Source organism: Gordonia sp. 'Campus', assembly GCF_022206305.1.
GTDB lineage: Bacteria > Actinomycetota > Actinomycetes > Mycobacteriales > Mycobacteriaceae > Gordonia.
The window spans coordinates 1-15,085 of sequence record NZ_JAKOIW010000018.1; the positions used below are offsets into that span (position 1 = coordinate 1).

Genomic DNA, 15,085 nt, shown 5'->3' on the forward strand with positions numbered 1-15,085 from the left:
GAGGGTGACGACCGCACCGGCATAGCTCAGTCCGGCACCGAAGCCGAGGAGCAGTGCGGTCTGCCCGCCCGCCGCCTTGCCGGTGGCGAGCATCTCCTCCATCGCGAGCGGGATCGACGCGGCGGAGGTGTTGCCCGTGTTCTCGATGTCGTTGGCCATCGGGAGGTCGTCGGGGAAGCCGAGGTTCTTCTTCATCAGCTCGTTGATGCGGGCGTTGGCCTGATGCGGGACGAAGACCTCGATGTCCTCGACGCCCACCCCGGAGGTCTCCAGTACGGTCGCCAGGGCGCGGGGGAGCGTGATCGCCGCCCACCGGAACACCTTCGGTCCGGCCATCGTCACCACCATCCGGCCGACAGGATCGGCCGCGGGGTCCTTGTGCTGATAGGCCTGGGCACGGTCCATGTATTCGGGGATCTCCCAGTTCTGGCCGATCGCCTCGGCGTTCTCCCCGTCGCTGCCCCACACCGTCGGGGAGATGCCGTTGTCCTCGCTGGGCCCGACGACCACGGCTCCGGCGCCGTCGCCGAAGATGAACGCGGTGTTGCGGTCGGTCGGATCCATCACCACCGACATCGTCTCGACGCCGACGAGAAGGACGTACTCGGCGCTGCCCGCACGGACGGTGTCGGCGGCGACGCCGAGGCCGTATCCGAAGCCTCCGCATCCGGCGGCGACGTCGTAGGCCGCGATGCCGTTCAGGCCGATGTCGGAGGCGACGATGGGTCCGCCGTGCGGGATCTTGGTCTTCCAGCTGTTCGTGGCGAGGATCAGCGCGCCGATCTTCTCCTTGGGGATTCCGGAGTTCGCGATCGCGCGCTCCGCGGCGGCCGCCGCCATCGACCGGGCGCTCTCGTCGCCGCTGATCCACCGGCGGTTGCGGATGCCGCTGCGTTCGAATATCCACTCGTCGGTCGAGTCGAGGACCTCGCACACCTCGTCGTTGCTGACCAGGCGCCGCGGCCGGTATGCGCCGATGCCCAGCATCGAGACGTTCTGATGTCCGGTCTTCACCGAGAGGTTGACCACTGTTGTCGATCCCTTCGCAATGTGCTGCCGCAGCGATTCTAGAGCCCGGTCGACGACGTCAGCCGTTCAGCGGCCAGAAGACCGGGATCAGCGCGACCGCGATCACGAGCCAGCATGCCGTCGTGAGCAGTCCGAGGCGCCAGTAGTCGCCGAACCGGTACCCGCCGGGGTTCATCACGATCATGTTCGCGGGGGTGGCGATCGGGGTCAGCAGGGACGCGGCGCCCGCGACGCACACGAGCATCAGGACCGGCCGCGCGTCGACGCCGACGTCGGCCGCCGCGGCCATCGCGATCGGGATGACGATGAGGACGGTCGCCGCATTCGAGATGAACTGCCCGACCACGGTGGTGAGCAGGAAAAGAGCGATGAGCAGCACATACGGGCTGTGTCCGGACACCAGGTCGACAATGGGCCGGGCGATCATCTCGGCGCCGCCGGAGGTCGAGATGGCCGTCGACATCGGGATCAGGGCCGCGATGAGAACCAGCGTCGGCCACGACACGGCCCGGTAGGCCTGCTCGGAGTTGATGACGCCGGACAGGACCATCGCGAGCGCGGCGAGCAGGCCGGCGACGACGGGTGGGACCACGCCGGTGGCCAGGAGCACGATCATCGCGACGAGAACGACGCCCGCCCGCGGCGCGGTCCGTCCCAGCCTGCCGGTCTGGCGGCGCACCTGTTCGCTCGAGTCGACGACGAGGACGCGCTGGTCGTCGGCGAGGGCGTCGATGGCGCCCCACGAGCCGTGGACGAGCACCATGTCGCCCTCCTCGAGAGTGATGGCCCGTGGGCCGACGTCGCGGTTGCGCCTGCGGATCGACAGGACCAGCAGGCCGTCCTCGCGGATCATCCCCGGGAACGCCGACGTTCCCACCCAGTCGGAGCGTGGCGGCACGACGAGCTCACAGATGCCGACGTCCCGGCCGATGAGTGACCCCTGCCGGCTTCGGCGCCCCGCCACGTCTTCGAGGGTCAGCCCGTGATCGCGCGCGAGCTGTTCGACGGTCTCGCCGGCACCGGAGATCACCAGCACGTCGCCGACGTCGAGCGGCGTGTCGTCGTCGACGATTCGCGCGCCGGGCCGTTCGGTGGCGACGAGGACCACGCCGGATTCACCGGCCGGCGGATCCCCCGGTGCCGTCATCAGGCCGGCCGGGGTGGCGGCGACCGCGGCCGACCCCGGTCCGACATGGAGGCGGTAGATGCGACGGTCGAGTCCGTAGTGGTCGACGACCGTGCCGAGATAGTTGCTGAAATCGCGTGGCAGCGTCGTCGATTCGCGATGGGGGAGGAGCCGATCGCCGAACAGGATCGACACGCCCGCGGTCACGAGGACCAGCGGCAACCCGACGAGCGCGAAGGAGAAGTAGCCGAAGCCGGAGCCGGTCTGCTCGACGGCCGCATCGTTGACGATGACGTTGACCGGACTGCCCGACAGTGTCAGGAGTGCCCCGGCGCTGCATGCATAGGCGAGTGGGATCAGGACCCGGGACGGGACGAGGCCCGCATGCCGCGCGATGGCCACGGTGACGGGGACGAGCGCGGCGGCCGCGCCGTTGACCGTGATGAGGGCGCTGAGGACGGCAGCGAGCGTCATGATCGCCAGCACCGCACGTGCCCGGCCGGTACCGGCGAGGCGACCGACCGATCGACCGATCCAGCCGGTGATGCCCGACGCCTCGAGGGCTTCACTGACCACGAACAGCGCTGCGATGAACACGATGACGGTGGCACCGAGGCCGCTCGTCATCGAGTCCACGCTGATGAGTCCGCACAGATAGAGCGCGATCGCGGAACCGATGGCGACCACCCCGACGGGCAGTCGGTTCCAGACGAACAGGACGACCGTCACCGCCAGGATGATCAGACTCGTGGTGGCGTCCGACATCGATCCATGGTCGCACCGCGTCCGGTCCCGCGCAGGTCCGCCGCGAAGTCGCGTGTCAGCGACGAGGGCGGATCACCAGGTGTGCACGGTGTTCTGGGCGGTCTCCAGATCCTGGCCGGTCAAGAGTTCGACGGCGTCGCAGCCGTTGCCGATCAGCAGATCGACCTCGGCGCGCGCTGCGGCCGGGAACGGCTTCAACACGAAGTCGGCCGGATCCTGACGACCGGGCGGCCGGCCGATGCCCAGACGCACACGGAGGTAGTCACGCGTGCCGAGCGCCTGACTGATCGAGCGCAGACCGTTGTGGCCCCCCTCGCCGCCGCCGCGCTTGAGGCGGACGGCGCCGAAGTCGATGTCGAGTTCGTCGTGCACGACGATGAGGTCATCGACGGGGACGGAGTAGAACTTCGCCAGCGGACCGATCTGTCGTCCGGACTCGTTCATGTACACACGTGGCTTCGCCACGAGGACCGGGTGGCCGCCGAGCCTGAGCTCGGCGACCTCGGCGCCGGACTTCTTGTGTACCTTCCAGCGCTCCCCGGCGGAGGCGACGAGGCCGTCGGCGACCATCGCGCCGACGTTGTGCCTCGTCTTCTCGTACTTGGGCCCGGGATTACCGAGCCCGACAATCAGTTTCACGATTGTGCAGTTTCCCCACTCGAACCGAGTAGGCGTGAGAGTCGGATTACTCCGAGTCCTCGGCGGCTTCCTCGGTGCTCTCGCCCTCGGCGTCGGCGGCTGCGTCGGCGGTGCCGTCGGCCTCGGACTCGGTGGCCGCGGCCTGCGCCTCGTTGACCGCCACGATGAGGGTCTCCGGATCGGCGGTGAGGGTCACGCCCTCGGGCAGGTCGAGATCCGAGGCGTGAACGGACACGCCCACCTCGGCGCCTTCGACGCTGACGACGATCTGCTCGGGGATGGACAGGGCGTCGGCCTCGACCTCGACGACGCTGGCGTCCTGGACCACGAGGGTGCCGGGAGCGGCGTCGCCCTCGACGATGATCGCGACCTCGACGGTCACCTTCTCACCGCGGCGGACGATGAGCAGGTCGGCGTGCTCGATGTAGTTGCGGATCGGGTGGACGTCGACCTGCTTGGTCAGTGCGAGCTGGCTCGAGCCCTCGATGTCGAGGTCGATGATGGCGTTCAGGCCGTTGTTGCGCAGGATCGCGGCGAACTCGCGGGCGGGGAGGTGCAGGTGCTGCGGGTCGGTGCCGTGCCCGTAGAGCACCGCGGGGACCTTGCCCTCGCGGCGAGCGCGACGTGCGGCGCCCTTGCCCTTCTCGGTGCGGGTGTTGACCGTGAGCTTGCTGGCCTGGTTCGACATGGGGATCTCCTGGTGTGGTGTGCGGTCTGTCGGCGTCGCGACGAGCAACACCGGGCACGGGCTCCGACCGCGGACACCCACCGGCCCGAGGGGCACAGGAGGACTGCGATGGCCGCGCCGATCACGGTGACATGGTCACCCTCGCCGAGACAACGGGGGCCAGAGTAGCCGATGACCTGCCGGGATGTCACATCCCTATCCGGTCGGCCCGACCTCGGGGATACTGGTCTGCCATGACCTCACAGACTCCGATCGAGATCGTGACCACCCTGCTGGACGAGTTCGCGCGCGGCGACGTACCTGCCGCCCTCGAGACCATCGACGACGACATCGCGTACACCAACGTCTCGCTCCCGACCATCCGCGGCAAGAAGAAGGTGGCCGGTGTGCTCGGCGGGGTCGCCCGCAACGACGGGGTCGGGTTCAACTACCGGATGATCAACGTCAGCGCCGACGATGCCGGGGTGGTGCTCACCGAGCGCGTCGACGAACTGCGCTTCGGCCGGTTGCACATGCAGTTCTGGGTGTGTGGACGCTTCGAGGTCCGCGAAGGGCGAATCACGGTGTGGCGTGACTACTTCGACTACTACGACATGACCAAGGCGCTCATCCGTGGTGTCGCGGCGCTCGCGGTGCCGTCGATCCAACGGCCGCTTCCCGCGCCGGCTCTCTCGGCCTGATCGACCGGGGCGTGGGCTCGGCGGCCCTGCGGCCGAAGCGGTCGTGACTCAGAGGATCTCGTCGAGCTTCTCGATGGGCCGCGGGATACGGGTGCCCTTGTCGGTCACCACGATCGGGCGTTCGACGAGAATCGGGTGCTCGACCATCGCATCGAGGATCTGCTCGTCGGTCGCGGACGCGAGGTCGAGCTCTTTGTAGAGGGCCTCGCGTTTGCGCACCGCCTGGGCGGGGGTGACGCCGGCGCCGGAGAACAACTCGACGAGTTGTTCCCGGCTGTAGGGCTCGTCGAGATATTTCACGACGGTGGGCTCCACGCCCGCATCGCGCAGTGCCTGCAACGCCTTTCGCGAGGTCGAGCACTTCGGGTTGTGATAGATCGTCGCGTCCACGGGACACACGGTACCCCGGTCGGTGACGCTGCCGCGAACATGACGAAGGGCCCCCGGCGAGAACGTCTCGCCGGGCCCTTCGTTGGTTCGTTCAGCCGGTCAGGCGATGCCGTCGAACAGGCTTGTCACCGAACCGTTTTCGAAGACCTCGCGAATCGTCTGGGCAAGGAGGGGGGCGATCGAGAGGACCGTGAGGTTCGCGAATCGCTTCTCGTCCGGGATCGGCAGGGTGTCGGTCGCGATGACTTCCTTGGCGCCGCAGTTCGCGAGCCGCTCGGCTGCCGGGTCGGAGAACACGCCGTGCGTGGTGGCGATGATGACGTCGCCGGCTCCCGCATCCTTGAGGACGCGCACCGCGCCCGCGATGGTGCCGCCGGTGTCGATCATGTCGTCGATCAGGATGCAGGTGCGGCCTTCGACCTCACCGACCACCCGGTTGGACTTGACCTGGTTGGGCACGAGGGGATCGCGGGTCTTGTGGATGAACGCCAGCGGTGCGCCACCGAGGGTGTCGGCCCACTTCTCGGCCACGCGCACGCGACCGGAGTCAGGGGAGACCACGGCGATGTTGTCGGTGCCGTACTTGCCGCGGATGTACTCGGCGAGCTGCCCCTGGGCGTGCATGTGGTCGACGGGGCCGTCGAAGAAGCCCTGGATCTGATCGGTGTGCAGGTCGACGGTGATGATCCGGTCCGCGCCCGCGGTCTTGAGCAGGTCGGCGATGAGCCGGGCCGAGATCGGCTCGCGGCCGCGGTGCTTCTTGTCCTGGCGGGCGTACGGATAGAACGGGAGGATCACGCTGATGCGCTTGGCCGAGCCCCGCTTGAGGGCGTCGATCATGATGAGCGCCTCCATGACCCACTGGTTCAGCGGGAACGGGCAGCTCTGCAGGACGAAAGCGTCCGATCCGCGAACCGAGTCCTCGAAACGAACGAACAGCTCGCCGTTGGCGAAGTCGCGGGCGGTCTGGGGGGTGACCTTGATGCCCAGTTCATCGGCGACGGCTGCGGCGAGTTCGGGATGGGCACGACCAGAGAACAGCATCAGGTTCTTCTGGTTGTCGGTGGTCCAGGTCATGAAAACTCTTCTGTTCGTGTCGTTTCGGATCAGGAAAAGCTGCCCGCCGCGACGGCGGGGTCGTGTCCGGACCGGTCAGGCCGATCCGGGGTCGTTCTCGCGGGCCTTCAGGGCCGCGCGTGCCGCCGGGGTGTCGGGTCGCTTGCGTACGACCCAGTCGTCGATGACACGTTGTTCGCCCGCCGAGACCGCAAGGGCTCCCGGCGGTACATCTTGCCGCACGACGGTTCCGGCTCCGGTGTATGCCCCGTCGCCGACCGTCACCGGTGCGACGAACATGTTGTCCGAGCCGGTGCGGCAGTGGTCGCCGATCACCGTGCGGTGCTTGCTCACCCCGTCGTAGTTGACGAAGACACTCGACGCCCCGATGTTGGAGTGCTCGCCGATGGTCGCATCCCCGACATACGTGAGGTGCGGGATCTTCGAGCCGTCGCCGATGGTCGCGTTCTTGGTCTCGACGAACGTGCCGATCTTGCCGGCGACCCCGAGTGATGTTCCGGGCCGCAGGTAGGCGAATGGGCCGACGCTGGCGTCGGCGCCGATGACGGCGTCGCTGCCGTGAGTCCGGATCACGTGGGCACCCGGTCCCACGGTGACGTCGGTGAGCGTCGTGTCGGGGCCGACGACCGCGTCGGTGGCGACGGTCGTCCGGCCGAGCAGCTGGGTTCCCGGTTCGATGCGGACGTCGGGCTCGATGGAGACCTCGACATCGATCCACGTGGTGGCCGGATCGACGACGGTCACGCCGTCGAGTTGGTGGCGACGCACGATTCGCCGGTTGAGTTCGGCGCCGAGTGCGGACAGCTGGGCGCGGTCGTTGCAGCCGGCCACCAGGACCGAGTCGGCGACGGTGTGGCCGCGGACCGTGCGGCCGGCGGCGCGGGCGATCTCGACGATGTCGGTGAGGTAGTACTCGCCCTGCACGTTGTCGGTGGAGAGCTGCGACAGCCCGTCCCGAAGGGCTGCGGCGTCGAAAGCGTAGACGCCCGCGTTGACCTCGGTGATCGCGCGTTGCCCGGCGGTGGCGTCCTTGTGTTCGACAATGGCCGCGACGTCGGTTCCGTCGCGGACGATGCGTCCGTAGCCGGTCGGGTCGTCGGCGACGAAACTGGTCAGGGTCACCGCGGCGCCGCCGTCGGCGGTGTGGGTGTCGATGAGGTCGCGCAGTGTGCCGGCGTCGAGCAGCGGGACGTCGGCCGCGGTGACGATGACGGTTCCGTCGAACTGTTCGGGCAGTCCGCCGAGTCCGACGCGGGCCGCGTCACCGGTGCCGCGGGGCGCATCCTGTTCGGCGATGCCGACCTGCACAACCAGCCGGCCGGCGATCTCGGCGATCGCGGCGGTGACGCGCTCCTTCTCGTGGCTCACGACGGCGATCAGATGCTCGGGCGAGATGCCCGCGGCGCCGTGGAGCGCGTGGCCGACGAGGGATCGCCCGCCGATGGTGTGGAGGATCTTGGGGGTCTTGGACTTCATGCGGGTACCGGCGCCCGCGGCCAGGACGATCACGGCCACGGATGTCGACGTCTCCGTCATCGAATGTCCACCCTCTTCCTGATCGGGTCTGCCACGATCATGTCTGCCCGACGCGTTCGCGGGACTGTTCGGGCAGCGTCCACGGTCGCACGTCGGGTGCGATCCTACGCATCGGTAGCCGGGGGCAGAAATGCACTGCGCAGAATGGAACGGTTGGTCACAGCCGGGCCTGATAGAACACAAGGGACCGCGAATCCCGAGCGATCAGTCGGTAACAGACGGCGGTACGGCCGTCGGATCGTGTTGGATGCGGGATGAGGAAACGCATGCGCGCCGGAGTTGTCCGGTTCGTCAATCGAACACACGGAGGTTGTGAATGAGCACGCAGAAAACGGCGATCGTCACGGGCGCGGCTCGGGGAATCGGTGCGGCAGTGGCCAAACGCCTCGCCGACGACGGGCTGGCCGTCGCCGTCCTGGACCTCGATGCCGATGCCTGCGCGGACACCGTCAAGGCCATCACCGATGCGGGTGGCAAGGCCATCGCGGTCGGCGCCGATGTCGCCGACGAGGCCTCGGTGAACGCAGCGGTCGAGAAGGTCGTCGCCGAACTCGGCAAGCCGACCGTCGTGGTGAACAACGCCGGCATCACCCGGGACAACCTGCTCTTCAAGATGACGGTCGACGACTGGGACGCCGTCATGGCCGTCCACCTGCGTGGCGCGTTCAACGTCACCAAGGCCGCTCAGAAGTACATGGTCGAGGCCGAGTGGGGACGCATCGTCAACCTGTCGAGCACCTCGGCTCTGGGCAACCGGGGCCAGGTCAACTACTCGGCGGCCAAGGCCGGCATGCAGGGCTTCACCAAGACCCTCGCGATCGAACTGGGCCGCTTCGGCGTCACCGCCAACGCCATCGCACCGGGCTTCATCGAGACCGAGATGACCGCGGCGACCGCCGAGCGCGTCGGCGTGCCCTTCGAGGACTTCAAGCGCGCCGCGGCGAGCCAGATCCCGGTCAACCGGGTCGGTGTGCCCGAGGACATCGCGCACACCGCGTCGTTCTTCATCAGCGAGGGTGCGGGCTTCGTGTCCGGCCAGGTCGTCTACGTCGCCGGCGGCCCCAAGGACTGACCGACCCGCAGACTTCGACTCGACTCCCAGACCTCGATCGAGGTCTGGGAGTCGAGTGGTCACCTGGCGTGAGTGCCCGCAGGCTGTGGCACAATCGTCAGCGCAGTGATCCGCCATGGTGTAATCGGCAACACTCCTGATTTTGGTTCAGGCATTCTAGGTTCGAGTCCTGGTGGCGGAGCTCATGAGTCGGCGCGCGGTCGTGGGAGCCCCAGATTGTCCCGCAGCGTGGTGCCCTCGTAGTCGGTGCGATACACGCCCAGCTCCTGCAGCACCGGCACCACCTCGTCGACGAACCGGTCGAGTCCGCCGGGCACGATGTGGGGTACCAGGATGAACCCGTCCGCGACGTCGGCCTGCACGAAGTCGTTGATCGTGTGCGCGATGGTCTGTGGCGAACCGACGAACGACTGGCGGCCGCTGACCTCGATGATGAGTTCGCGCGTCGTCAGGTTCTTCGCCTCGGCCAGGTCGCGCCATTCGCGCGCGACGGCCACCGGGTCGCGGTGCATACGTACGCTCGCGCGTCCCTTCGCGATCGTGTTCTCGCCGGGAACCGGATCCACCTGCGGCAGCGGACCGTCGGGGTCGTGGTCGGACAGGTCGCGATTCCACAACTGCTCCAGGAATTTGATTGCCGTCTGGCCGCTGACCTGTTGCAGGCGCACTTCGTGGGCTTCTTCGGCGGCCTGGGCGTCGGTGTCGCCGACGACGAAGGTGGCGGCGGGTAGCACCAGCAGTTGTTCGGGGCGACGGCCATAGGAGTCGAGTCGCTGTTTCACGTCGGTGTAGAACGCCCGGCCGGCATCGTAGGTGGCGTGCCGGGAGAAGATGGCGTCGGCCGTGGCGGCCGCGAACTCCCGGCCGTCGCGGGAGTCCCCGGCTTGGAAGATGACCGGCCGCCCCTGTGGCGGACGAGGGGTCGGAAAGTGCCCACGGATGTCGAACTGTGAACTGGTGAAGTCGAATCCACCCGCCTCTTGACGAGCCAGGAACCGGCCGCTCTCGGCGTCGGCGACGACGTCGTCGTCGCGCCATGAGTCCCAGAGCGTTGCCGCTGCGGTGAGGAACTCCTTCGCGCGTGCGTACCGCTGGTCCTCGGGCAGGTAACCGCCCCGCCGGAAGTTCTCGCCGGTGAACTCATCCCACGAGGTCACCACATTCCAGGCCGCGCGTCCGGCGGACAGATGGTCGAGGGTCGCGAACTGCCGTGCGACGTCGACCGGTTCGTTGAAGGTCGAGTTGATGGTGCCGGTGAGGCCGATGTGGGTCGTCACCGCGGCCAGGGCCGACAGGGCAGTGAACGTGTCCGGGCGTCCGACCACGTCGAGGTCGTAGATCAACCCGTTCTGCTCGCGGAGACGCAGGCCTTCGGCGAGAAAGAAGAAGTCGAACTTCCCGCGCTCTGCGGTCTGTGCGAGATGGACGAACGAGGCGAACTCGATCTGACTGCCCGAGTCCGGGTCGCTCCACACCGTGGTGTTGTTGACCCCGGGGAAGTGCGCAGCGAGATGTACCTGTTTGGTCATGCGACACCGGCCCTTCCGGAGGCGAATCGGTTGGACGGACGGTCCAGGCCGAGATGGCCGCGCAGCGTCGACTCGGCGTACCGGGAGCGGAAGAGGTTGCGGCGCTGCAGTTCCGGTACGAGCTCTTGCGTGATCGAGCGCAGATCCTCGGACAAGGCGGCCGGGTGCAGACGGATTCCGCTGATTCCCTCCACCGCTGCCCAGCGCTCGATCTCGTCGGCGAGTCCGGTCGGTGTGTCGATGAAGACCGCACTGTCGGGTGTGAACGGTTCGCCGGCCCAGTCGTCGAGTTGCGCCCGGCGCCCTTCTGCCTCCGCGCGCGAGGCGGCGAGCACGACGAACAGGTCGACGAACAGCAGTGCAGGGTCGGCGATCTCGCGACCGGCGTCCGAATGGGCGGCACCCACGGCGTCCACCGCTCGCACGGCGTCATCGACATCGCGTGGGCTGATGAACCCGACGTCGGCACCCCGCCCGATCACCCGCAGGTCGGTGGGATGTGCGCCGGTCGTGGCGATGACCGGCCGTCCCTGCGGTGGGCGCGGGGTGATGGCGGGGCCCCGCACCGAGAAGTGGTCCCCGGCGAAGTCGATGTGGTGCAGCTTGTCTCGGTCGATGAAGCGACCCGTTGCGACGTCGCGGATCTCGGCGTCGTCCTCCCATGAATCCCAGAGCAGTCCGAGCACGGTCGCGAAATCGAGGGCCTCGGACGCGAGATCGGCGAGCACCTTCGGGTCGTCGGGGAATCGTCGCCGACCGAAGAGAGCGGCCTCGCCTGGGTTCGCGGTCGTACGCAGCACGACGCCGGCACGGCCGTTGCTGACGAAATCGAGGGTCGCGATGGCCTTGGACACGTGGAACGGCTCGGTGTGCGTGGCGGTCGCCGTCGGGAGCAGCCCGATCGAGCGGGTTGTCGGTGCGAGACGGGAGGCGAGCAGCACCGAGTCCAGACCTCCGGTCGCCCGGTCGGTGCGGGGGCGCCCGCGGTGCAGGGCGAATGAGTCGGCGAGGGTGATGAAGTCGAGCAGACCGGCTTCGGCCTCCTCCACCAGGTTCTGCCAGTGCGCTGCCGTGGTGAGAGCGGTGCCCCGGGCCCGGGGTGTTCGCCACGCAGCCGGGTGAGAGCCGAAGCCGTCCAACGCAACAGCCAGGTGCAGGTGCTCGGCCATCGAATCCTCCCATGTCGTGTAGTCGTTCATCGTCGAGAACGGCGCTACGAGGAACGAGGATTCCGGGGGACGGGCATCGGATCGGGGTGGGTCAAACCCTTTCGTTATCCCGCGCGCCGCGCTTCGGTGATCAGGGTGACGCGTGTTCGGCGGAGGACTCGAGATGGTCGGGGAGAGGCATGACAGGAAAAGAACCGATACCGCTGTCGGTGCTCGACCTCGCCCCGGTCACCGAGGGGAGTGACGCCGCGACGGCGGTGCGGCGCAGCGTCGTCCTGGCCCGGCATGCCGAACGCCTGGGCTACCGGAGGTTCTGGCTCGCCGAACATCACTTCGTCGCGGTCGCCAGTTCGTCGACGACCACTCTCATCGGGCTGATCGCCGGCTCGACCGAGTCCATCCGTGTGGGGTCGGCGGCGGTGCAGAGCGGATTGCACACCCCGGTGTCGATCGTGGAGGCATTCGGGACGATCGACGCGCTGTACCCCGGCCGGCTGGACCTTGGTCTCGGTCGATCCGCTCAACGTCGCGCCGAGCTGTCGACCGCCGACCGGCAACCCGCACCCCGCGAGCCGGCACCCCGACAGCCCGATCAGATCGTCGACGGTCTGCTCATTCCGACGCCGTTCCCCGTCGAGTCGATCCTGACCGCGCCGCGGGTCGTCGCCGCGTTCGAGGCGTCGCAATTCGACGGTGCGTCACCGCCGGATTTCGACGACGCCGTCGGTGACGTGCTCGCGCTCCTGGCGGGCGACTTCCATCACCACGACGTCGAACTGACCGCGGTGCCCGGGCGTGGCGCGGACGTGGCGGTATGGATCTTCGGGAGCAGCAAGGGACAGAGCGCCCAGACCGCGGGTGCGCGGGGCCTGCCGTTCGTCGCCAACTATCACGTCAGCCCGAGCACGGTCCTCGAGGCCGTCGAGGCGTATCGCAGTGCGTTCCGGCCGTCGCAGGTTCTGGCCGAACCCTATGTGGTCGTGTCCGCGGATGTCGTTGTCGCCGAGCATGAACCGACCGCACGTCACCGCGCGTCCACTTACGGGCACTGGGTGCACGGCATCCGCAGCGGGGCGGGCGCGCAACCGTATCCCGACCCGGACACAGCGCAACCCCTCGATGGCGATGCGCGGGTTCTCGTCGACGACCGGGTGAGCACCCAGTTCGTCGGTGATCCCGAGACCGTCGTGGACGGCCTGCGGACGCTCGCCCGGGTGACCGGCGCCGACGAGTTGCTGGTCACCAGCGTGACCCACGACTTCGACCATCGGCTGACGTCGCACGAACTGCTCGCCACCGCATGGGGATTGGGAGGGCGGTGACGTGACCGGTTTCGCGGCGGAGGGTTTCCGACCACGCGCGGGTGCGCGGTCGTCGATGAGCGCTGTGTTCGCCGGCATCAGGCGCCACGTCGACGTCGATCTCCTCGCCGTCGGCGCGGCACTGCATCCCGAGGCGCCGCCTCTGGGTCTACCCCTCGAGACAGCAAGAACGGTCGGACGCGGACAGCCCTCGTAGCCGGTTTGCGGTGGCACCATGGGGTTCCTCGGCGACGACGGTCGTCGCCGGTGAACGGCCACGAGGAACTCCCACCATGTACGAGACCCCGGATGAACTCCACGAACTCCAGACGCTTCTCGATGCGTCGCTGTCCCGATCGACCGACCACCTGCGTTCCATCATCACCACCGAGAACACCGTCGACGCACCGCGATTGATCGAGATCCTGACCGGTATGCGGGTGCTCGCGCTCTCGACGGTGACCGCGTCGGGTGAGCCGAGGATCAGCGCTGTCGATGGCCACTTCCTCCACGGCAAGTGGGTGTTCGGGACCGCGCGCACCGCCGCGAAGGCCCGGCACCTCGCCGCCCGCCCGGCTGCCAGTGTCGCGCACATCCGAGGGGAGGAACTCGGGGTGTTCGCGCACGGGACCGTCGAGATTCTCAACCCGATCGATGGTGACCGCGCCGACGACTGGCCGGAATTGGTGGCGCACTTCAAAAAGACCTACGGAGACGACGCCTTCGACTGGGACGTCGAGGTCATCTACTTCCGGTTGCACCCGCACTGGATGACGGTCTACGCCCCGAACCCATCTCGTTGACTGTGCGTCCGATTTCGTCGAGCGTGCGTCGTATTTCGTTCGCCGTGCGCCCAATCACGTCGACCGTGCGTCGCACTTCGTTGACTGTGCGTCCCGATCTGCCCACTGTGCGGGACTCGTCACGTGTGCGCGGTCTCAGAACACCTCAGCTGCTTCGCACCGCCGAGCGAGCGGACGAGCCTGTCGCACAACCGACGAGTACCGACGCACGGTCGACGGGGTCGGACGCACGGTCGACGGGGTCGGACGCACGGTCGACGGGGTCGGACGCACGGTCGACGGAAGCGGACGCACGGTCGACGTAACTGGACGCACGGTCGACGAAAATCGACGCACGGTCGACGGTCAGTCCACCGGGACGATGAACCCCTCGTCCTTGAGCCAGTCGTAGGCGACATCGGCGGGGTCTGCGCCGTCGATGTCGATGAGGCCGTTGAGTTCTTGCATCAGCGGGTCGGTGAGCTTGGCCGAGACGGGGGCCATCAGCTCGGCGATCTTCGGGTTGGACTCGTTGAGGCCGCTGTTGATCACCACACAACCGCTGTAGGGGAGGAAGAACTTGCGGTCGTCCTCGAGCACGGTCAGGTCGAGGTTCTTGATGCGACCGTCGGTGGAGTAGACCATGCCGAAGTTGCACGGTTCGCTGCGCGCGGTCGAGGTGTAGACGACGCCGGAGTCCATCGTGGTGACATTGCCCTTGGGGACGCCGCCCGGGGCGCCGAGCGGGATGTCGTACGCCTTGAGCATCGGAATGAAACCGTCGGCACGCGAGAGGAATTCGTCGTTGATGCAGAAGGTTCGCTCAGACTCGGGCAGCTTTGCGATGTCGGACATTTTGGTGACGTTCAGGGCCTTGGCGGTCGGTGAGGCCGCGGCGAACGCATAGGTGTTGTTGAACGACGCGGGCGGAAGCCATTCGACCCCGTTGGGGCGCTCGGCATCCCGCACCCGCTCCCACAACTGCTGCGGGTCGGCGATCGTCTCGGTCTCACCCAAATAGGTCTGCCACGCCGTGCCGGTGTACTCCCACACGATGTCGGCGTCGCCGTTGAGGACGGCCTGACGAGACGACATGGAACCCGGTGCGTTGGTGAGGTCGTCGACGTCGGCGCCCGCGGCGGCCAGGTACGTCGCGGTGATCTTGCCCAGCAGGACCTGTTCGGTGAAGTTCTTCGACGTCACGGCGATCGACGTGCCTTCGAGGGGGCGTTCGCCACCGGGTAGCGAGGCCGCTCGGTACGTTCCGGAGGAACTCACGAGCCCGCACGCCGACAACATCAT

General features: G+C 67.8%; 15 protein-coding genes and 1 tRNA gene. 6 read left to right on the forward strand and 10 right to left on the reverse strand.

The genetic code is table 11. The features are described 5' to 3' along the window. From MAY35_RS17710 to MAY35_RS17725, 4 genes are all read right to left on the reverse strand, one after another. A partial coding sequence (locus MAY35_RS17710) for a beta-ketoacyl-ACP synthase 3 (protein WP_245404243.1) occupies nucleotides 1-987 on the reverse strand: 987 nt, incomplete at its 3' end. Nucleotides 988-1,087: 100 nt separating this feature from the next. Then, on the reverse strand, nucleotides 1,088-2,920 hold the full coding sequence (locus tag MAY35_RS17715) for an SLC13 family permease (protein ID WP_238422618.1): 1,833 nt from the start codon (nucleotides 2,918-2,920) through the stop codon (nucleotides 1,088-1,090). A 72-nt stretch (nucleotides 2,921-2,992) separates the two neighbouring features. Then, entirely contained in the window at nucleotides 2,993-3,559 is a 567-nt protein-coding gene (gene pth / locus MAY35_RS17720) for an aminoacyl-tRNA hydrolase (protein ID WP_238422619.1), read from the reverse strand. 46 nt (nucleotides 3,560-3,605) lie between these two features. Next, nucleotides 3,606-4,247, reverse strand: a complete 642-nt coding sequence (locus tag MAY35_RS17725) for a 50S ribosomal protein L25/general stress protein Ctc (protein WP_238422620.1) — start codon at nucleotides 4,245-4,247, stop codon at nucleotides 3,606-3,608. Between the two features lie 233 nt (nucleotides 4,248-4,480). Here MAY35_RS17725 and MAY35_RS17730 point away from each other — a divergent pair, with 233 nt between their 5' ends. Then, entirely contained in the window at nucleotides 4,481-4,927 is a 447-nt protein-coding gene (locus MAY35_RS17730; RefSeq protein ID WP_238422621.1) for a limonene-1,2-epoxide hydrolase family protein, read from the forward strand. Between the two features lie 48 nt (nucleotides 4,928-4,975). Here the strand turns inward: MAY35_RS17730 and arsC are convergent, their stop codons facing one another. The 3 genes from arsC to glmU all read right to left on the reverse strand — a co-directional run bounded on the left by arsC (nucleotide 4,976) and on the right by glmU (nucleotide 7,930). Beyond that, nucleotides 4,976-5,317: an arsenate reductase (glutaredoxin) gene (gene arsC, locus MAY35_RS17735; protein WP_238422622.1), complete on the reverse strand. Its 342-nt coding sequence runs from the start codon at nucleotides 5,315-5,317 to the stop codon at nucleotides 4,976-4,978. A gap of 99 nt (nucleotides 5,318-5,416) precedes the next feature. Next, nucleotides 5,417-6,394 carry a ribose-phosphate diphosphokinase gene (locus MAY35_RS17740; RefSeq protein ID WP_238422623.1) on the reverse strand — a complete coding sequence of 326 codons (978 nt, stop codon included), beginning with the start codon at nucleotides 6,392-6,394 and terminating at the stop codon, nucleotides 5,417-5,419. A 75-nt stretch (nucleotides 6,395-6,469) separates the two neighbouring features. Then, nucleotides 6,470-7,930, reverse strand: a complete 1,461-nt coding sequence (glmU, locus tag MAY35_RS17745; protein ID WP_238422624.1) for a bifunctional UDP-N-acetylglucosamine diphosphorylase/glucosamine-1-phosphate N-acetyltransferase GlmU — start codon at nucleotides 7,928-7,930, stop codon at nucleotides 6,470-6,472. Between the two features lie 316 nt (nucleotides 7,931-8,246). On the opposite strand from glmU, the gene fabG reads away from it, so the two are divergent. Next, a complete protein-coding gene (fabG, locus tag MAY35_RS17750; protein WP_238422625.1) occupies nucleotides 8,247-9,002 on the forward strand; it encodes a 3-oxoacyl-ACP reductase FabG in 756 nt (251 codons plus the stop codon). 109 nt (nucleotides 9,003-9,111) lie between these two features. After that, nucleotides 9,112-9,183: transfer RNA gene (locus MAY35_RS17755), tRNA-Gln, on the forward strand. Between the two features lies 1 nt (nucleotide 9,184). Here the strand turns inward: MAY35_RS17755 and MAY35_RS17760 are convergent. Beyond that, nucleotides 9,185-10,531: an NtaA/DmoA family FMN-dependent monooxygenase gene (locus tag MAY35_RS17760; protein WP_238422626.1), complete on the reverse strand. Its 1,347-nt coding sequence runs from the start codon at nucleotides 10,529-10,531 to the stop codon at nucleotides 9,185-9,187. After that, nucleotides 10,528-11,700 (reverse strand): LLM class flavin-dependent oxidoreductase, encoded by a 1,173-nt coding sequence (locus MAY35_RS17765; protein ID WP_238422627.1) that lies wholly within the window; start codon nucleotides 11,698-11,700, stop codon nucleotides 10,528-10,530. Before MAY35_RS17765 ends, MAY35_RS17760 begins: the two co-directional genes overlap by 4 nt. Before the next feature lie 179 nt (nucleotides 11,701-11,879). On the opposite strand from MAY35_RS17765, the gene MAY35_RS17770 reads away from it, so the two are divergent. The 3 genes from MAY35_RS17770 to MAY35_RS17780 all read left to right on the forward strand — a co-directional run bounded on the left by MAY35_RS17770 (nucleotide 11,880) and on the right by MAY35_RS17780 (nucleotide 13,804). Then, on the forward strand, nucleotides 11,880-13,022 hold the full coding sequence (locus MAY35_RS17770; RefSeq protein WP_238422628.1) for an LLM class flavin-dependent oxidoreductase: 1,143 nt from the start codon (nucleotides 11,880-11,882) through the stop codon (nucleotides 13,020-13,022). A gap of 55 nt (nucleotides 13,023-13,077) precedes the next feature. Further along, complete coding sequence (locus MAY35_RS17775) at nucleotides 13,078-13,218, forward strand: hypothetical protein (RefSeq protein ID WP_238422629.1); 141 nt, start codon at nucleotides 13,078-13,080, stop codon at nucleotides 13,216-13,218. Between the two features lie 76 nt (nucleotides 13,219-13,294). After that, on the forward strand, nucleotides 13,295-13,804 hold the full coding sequence (locus MAY35_RS17780) for a pyridoxamine 5'-phosphate oxidase family protein (RefSeq protein ID WP_238422630.1): 510 nt from the start codon (nucleotides 13,295-13,297) through the stop codon (nucleotides 13,802-13,804). A 345-nt stretch (nucleotides 13,805-14,149) separates the two neighbouring features. On the opposite strand, the gene MAY35_RS17785 is transcribed toward MAY35_RS17780, so the two are convergent. Continuing rightward, entirely contained in the window at nucleotides 14,150-15,085 is a 936-nt protein-coding gene (locus tag MAY35_RS17785; RefSeq protein ID WP_374237978.1) for a glycine betaine ABC transporter substrate-binding protein, read from the reverse strand.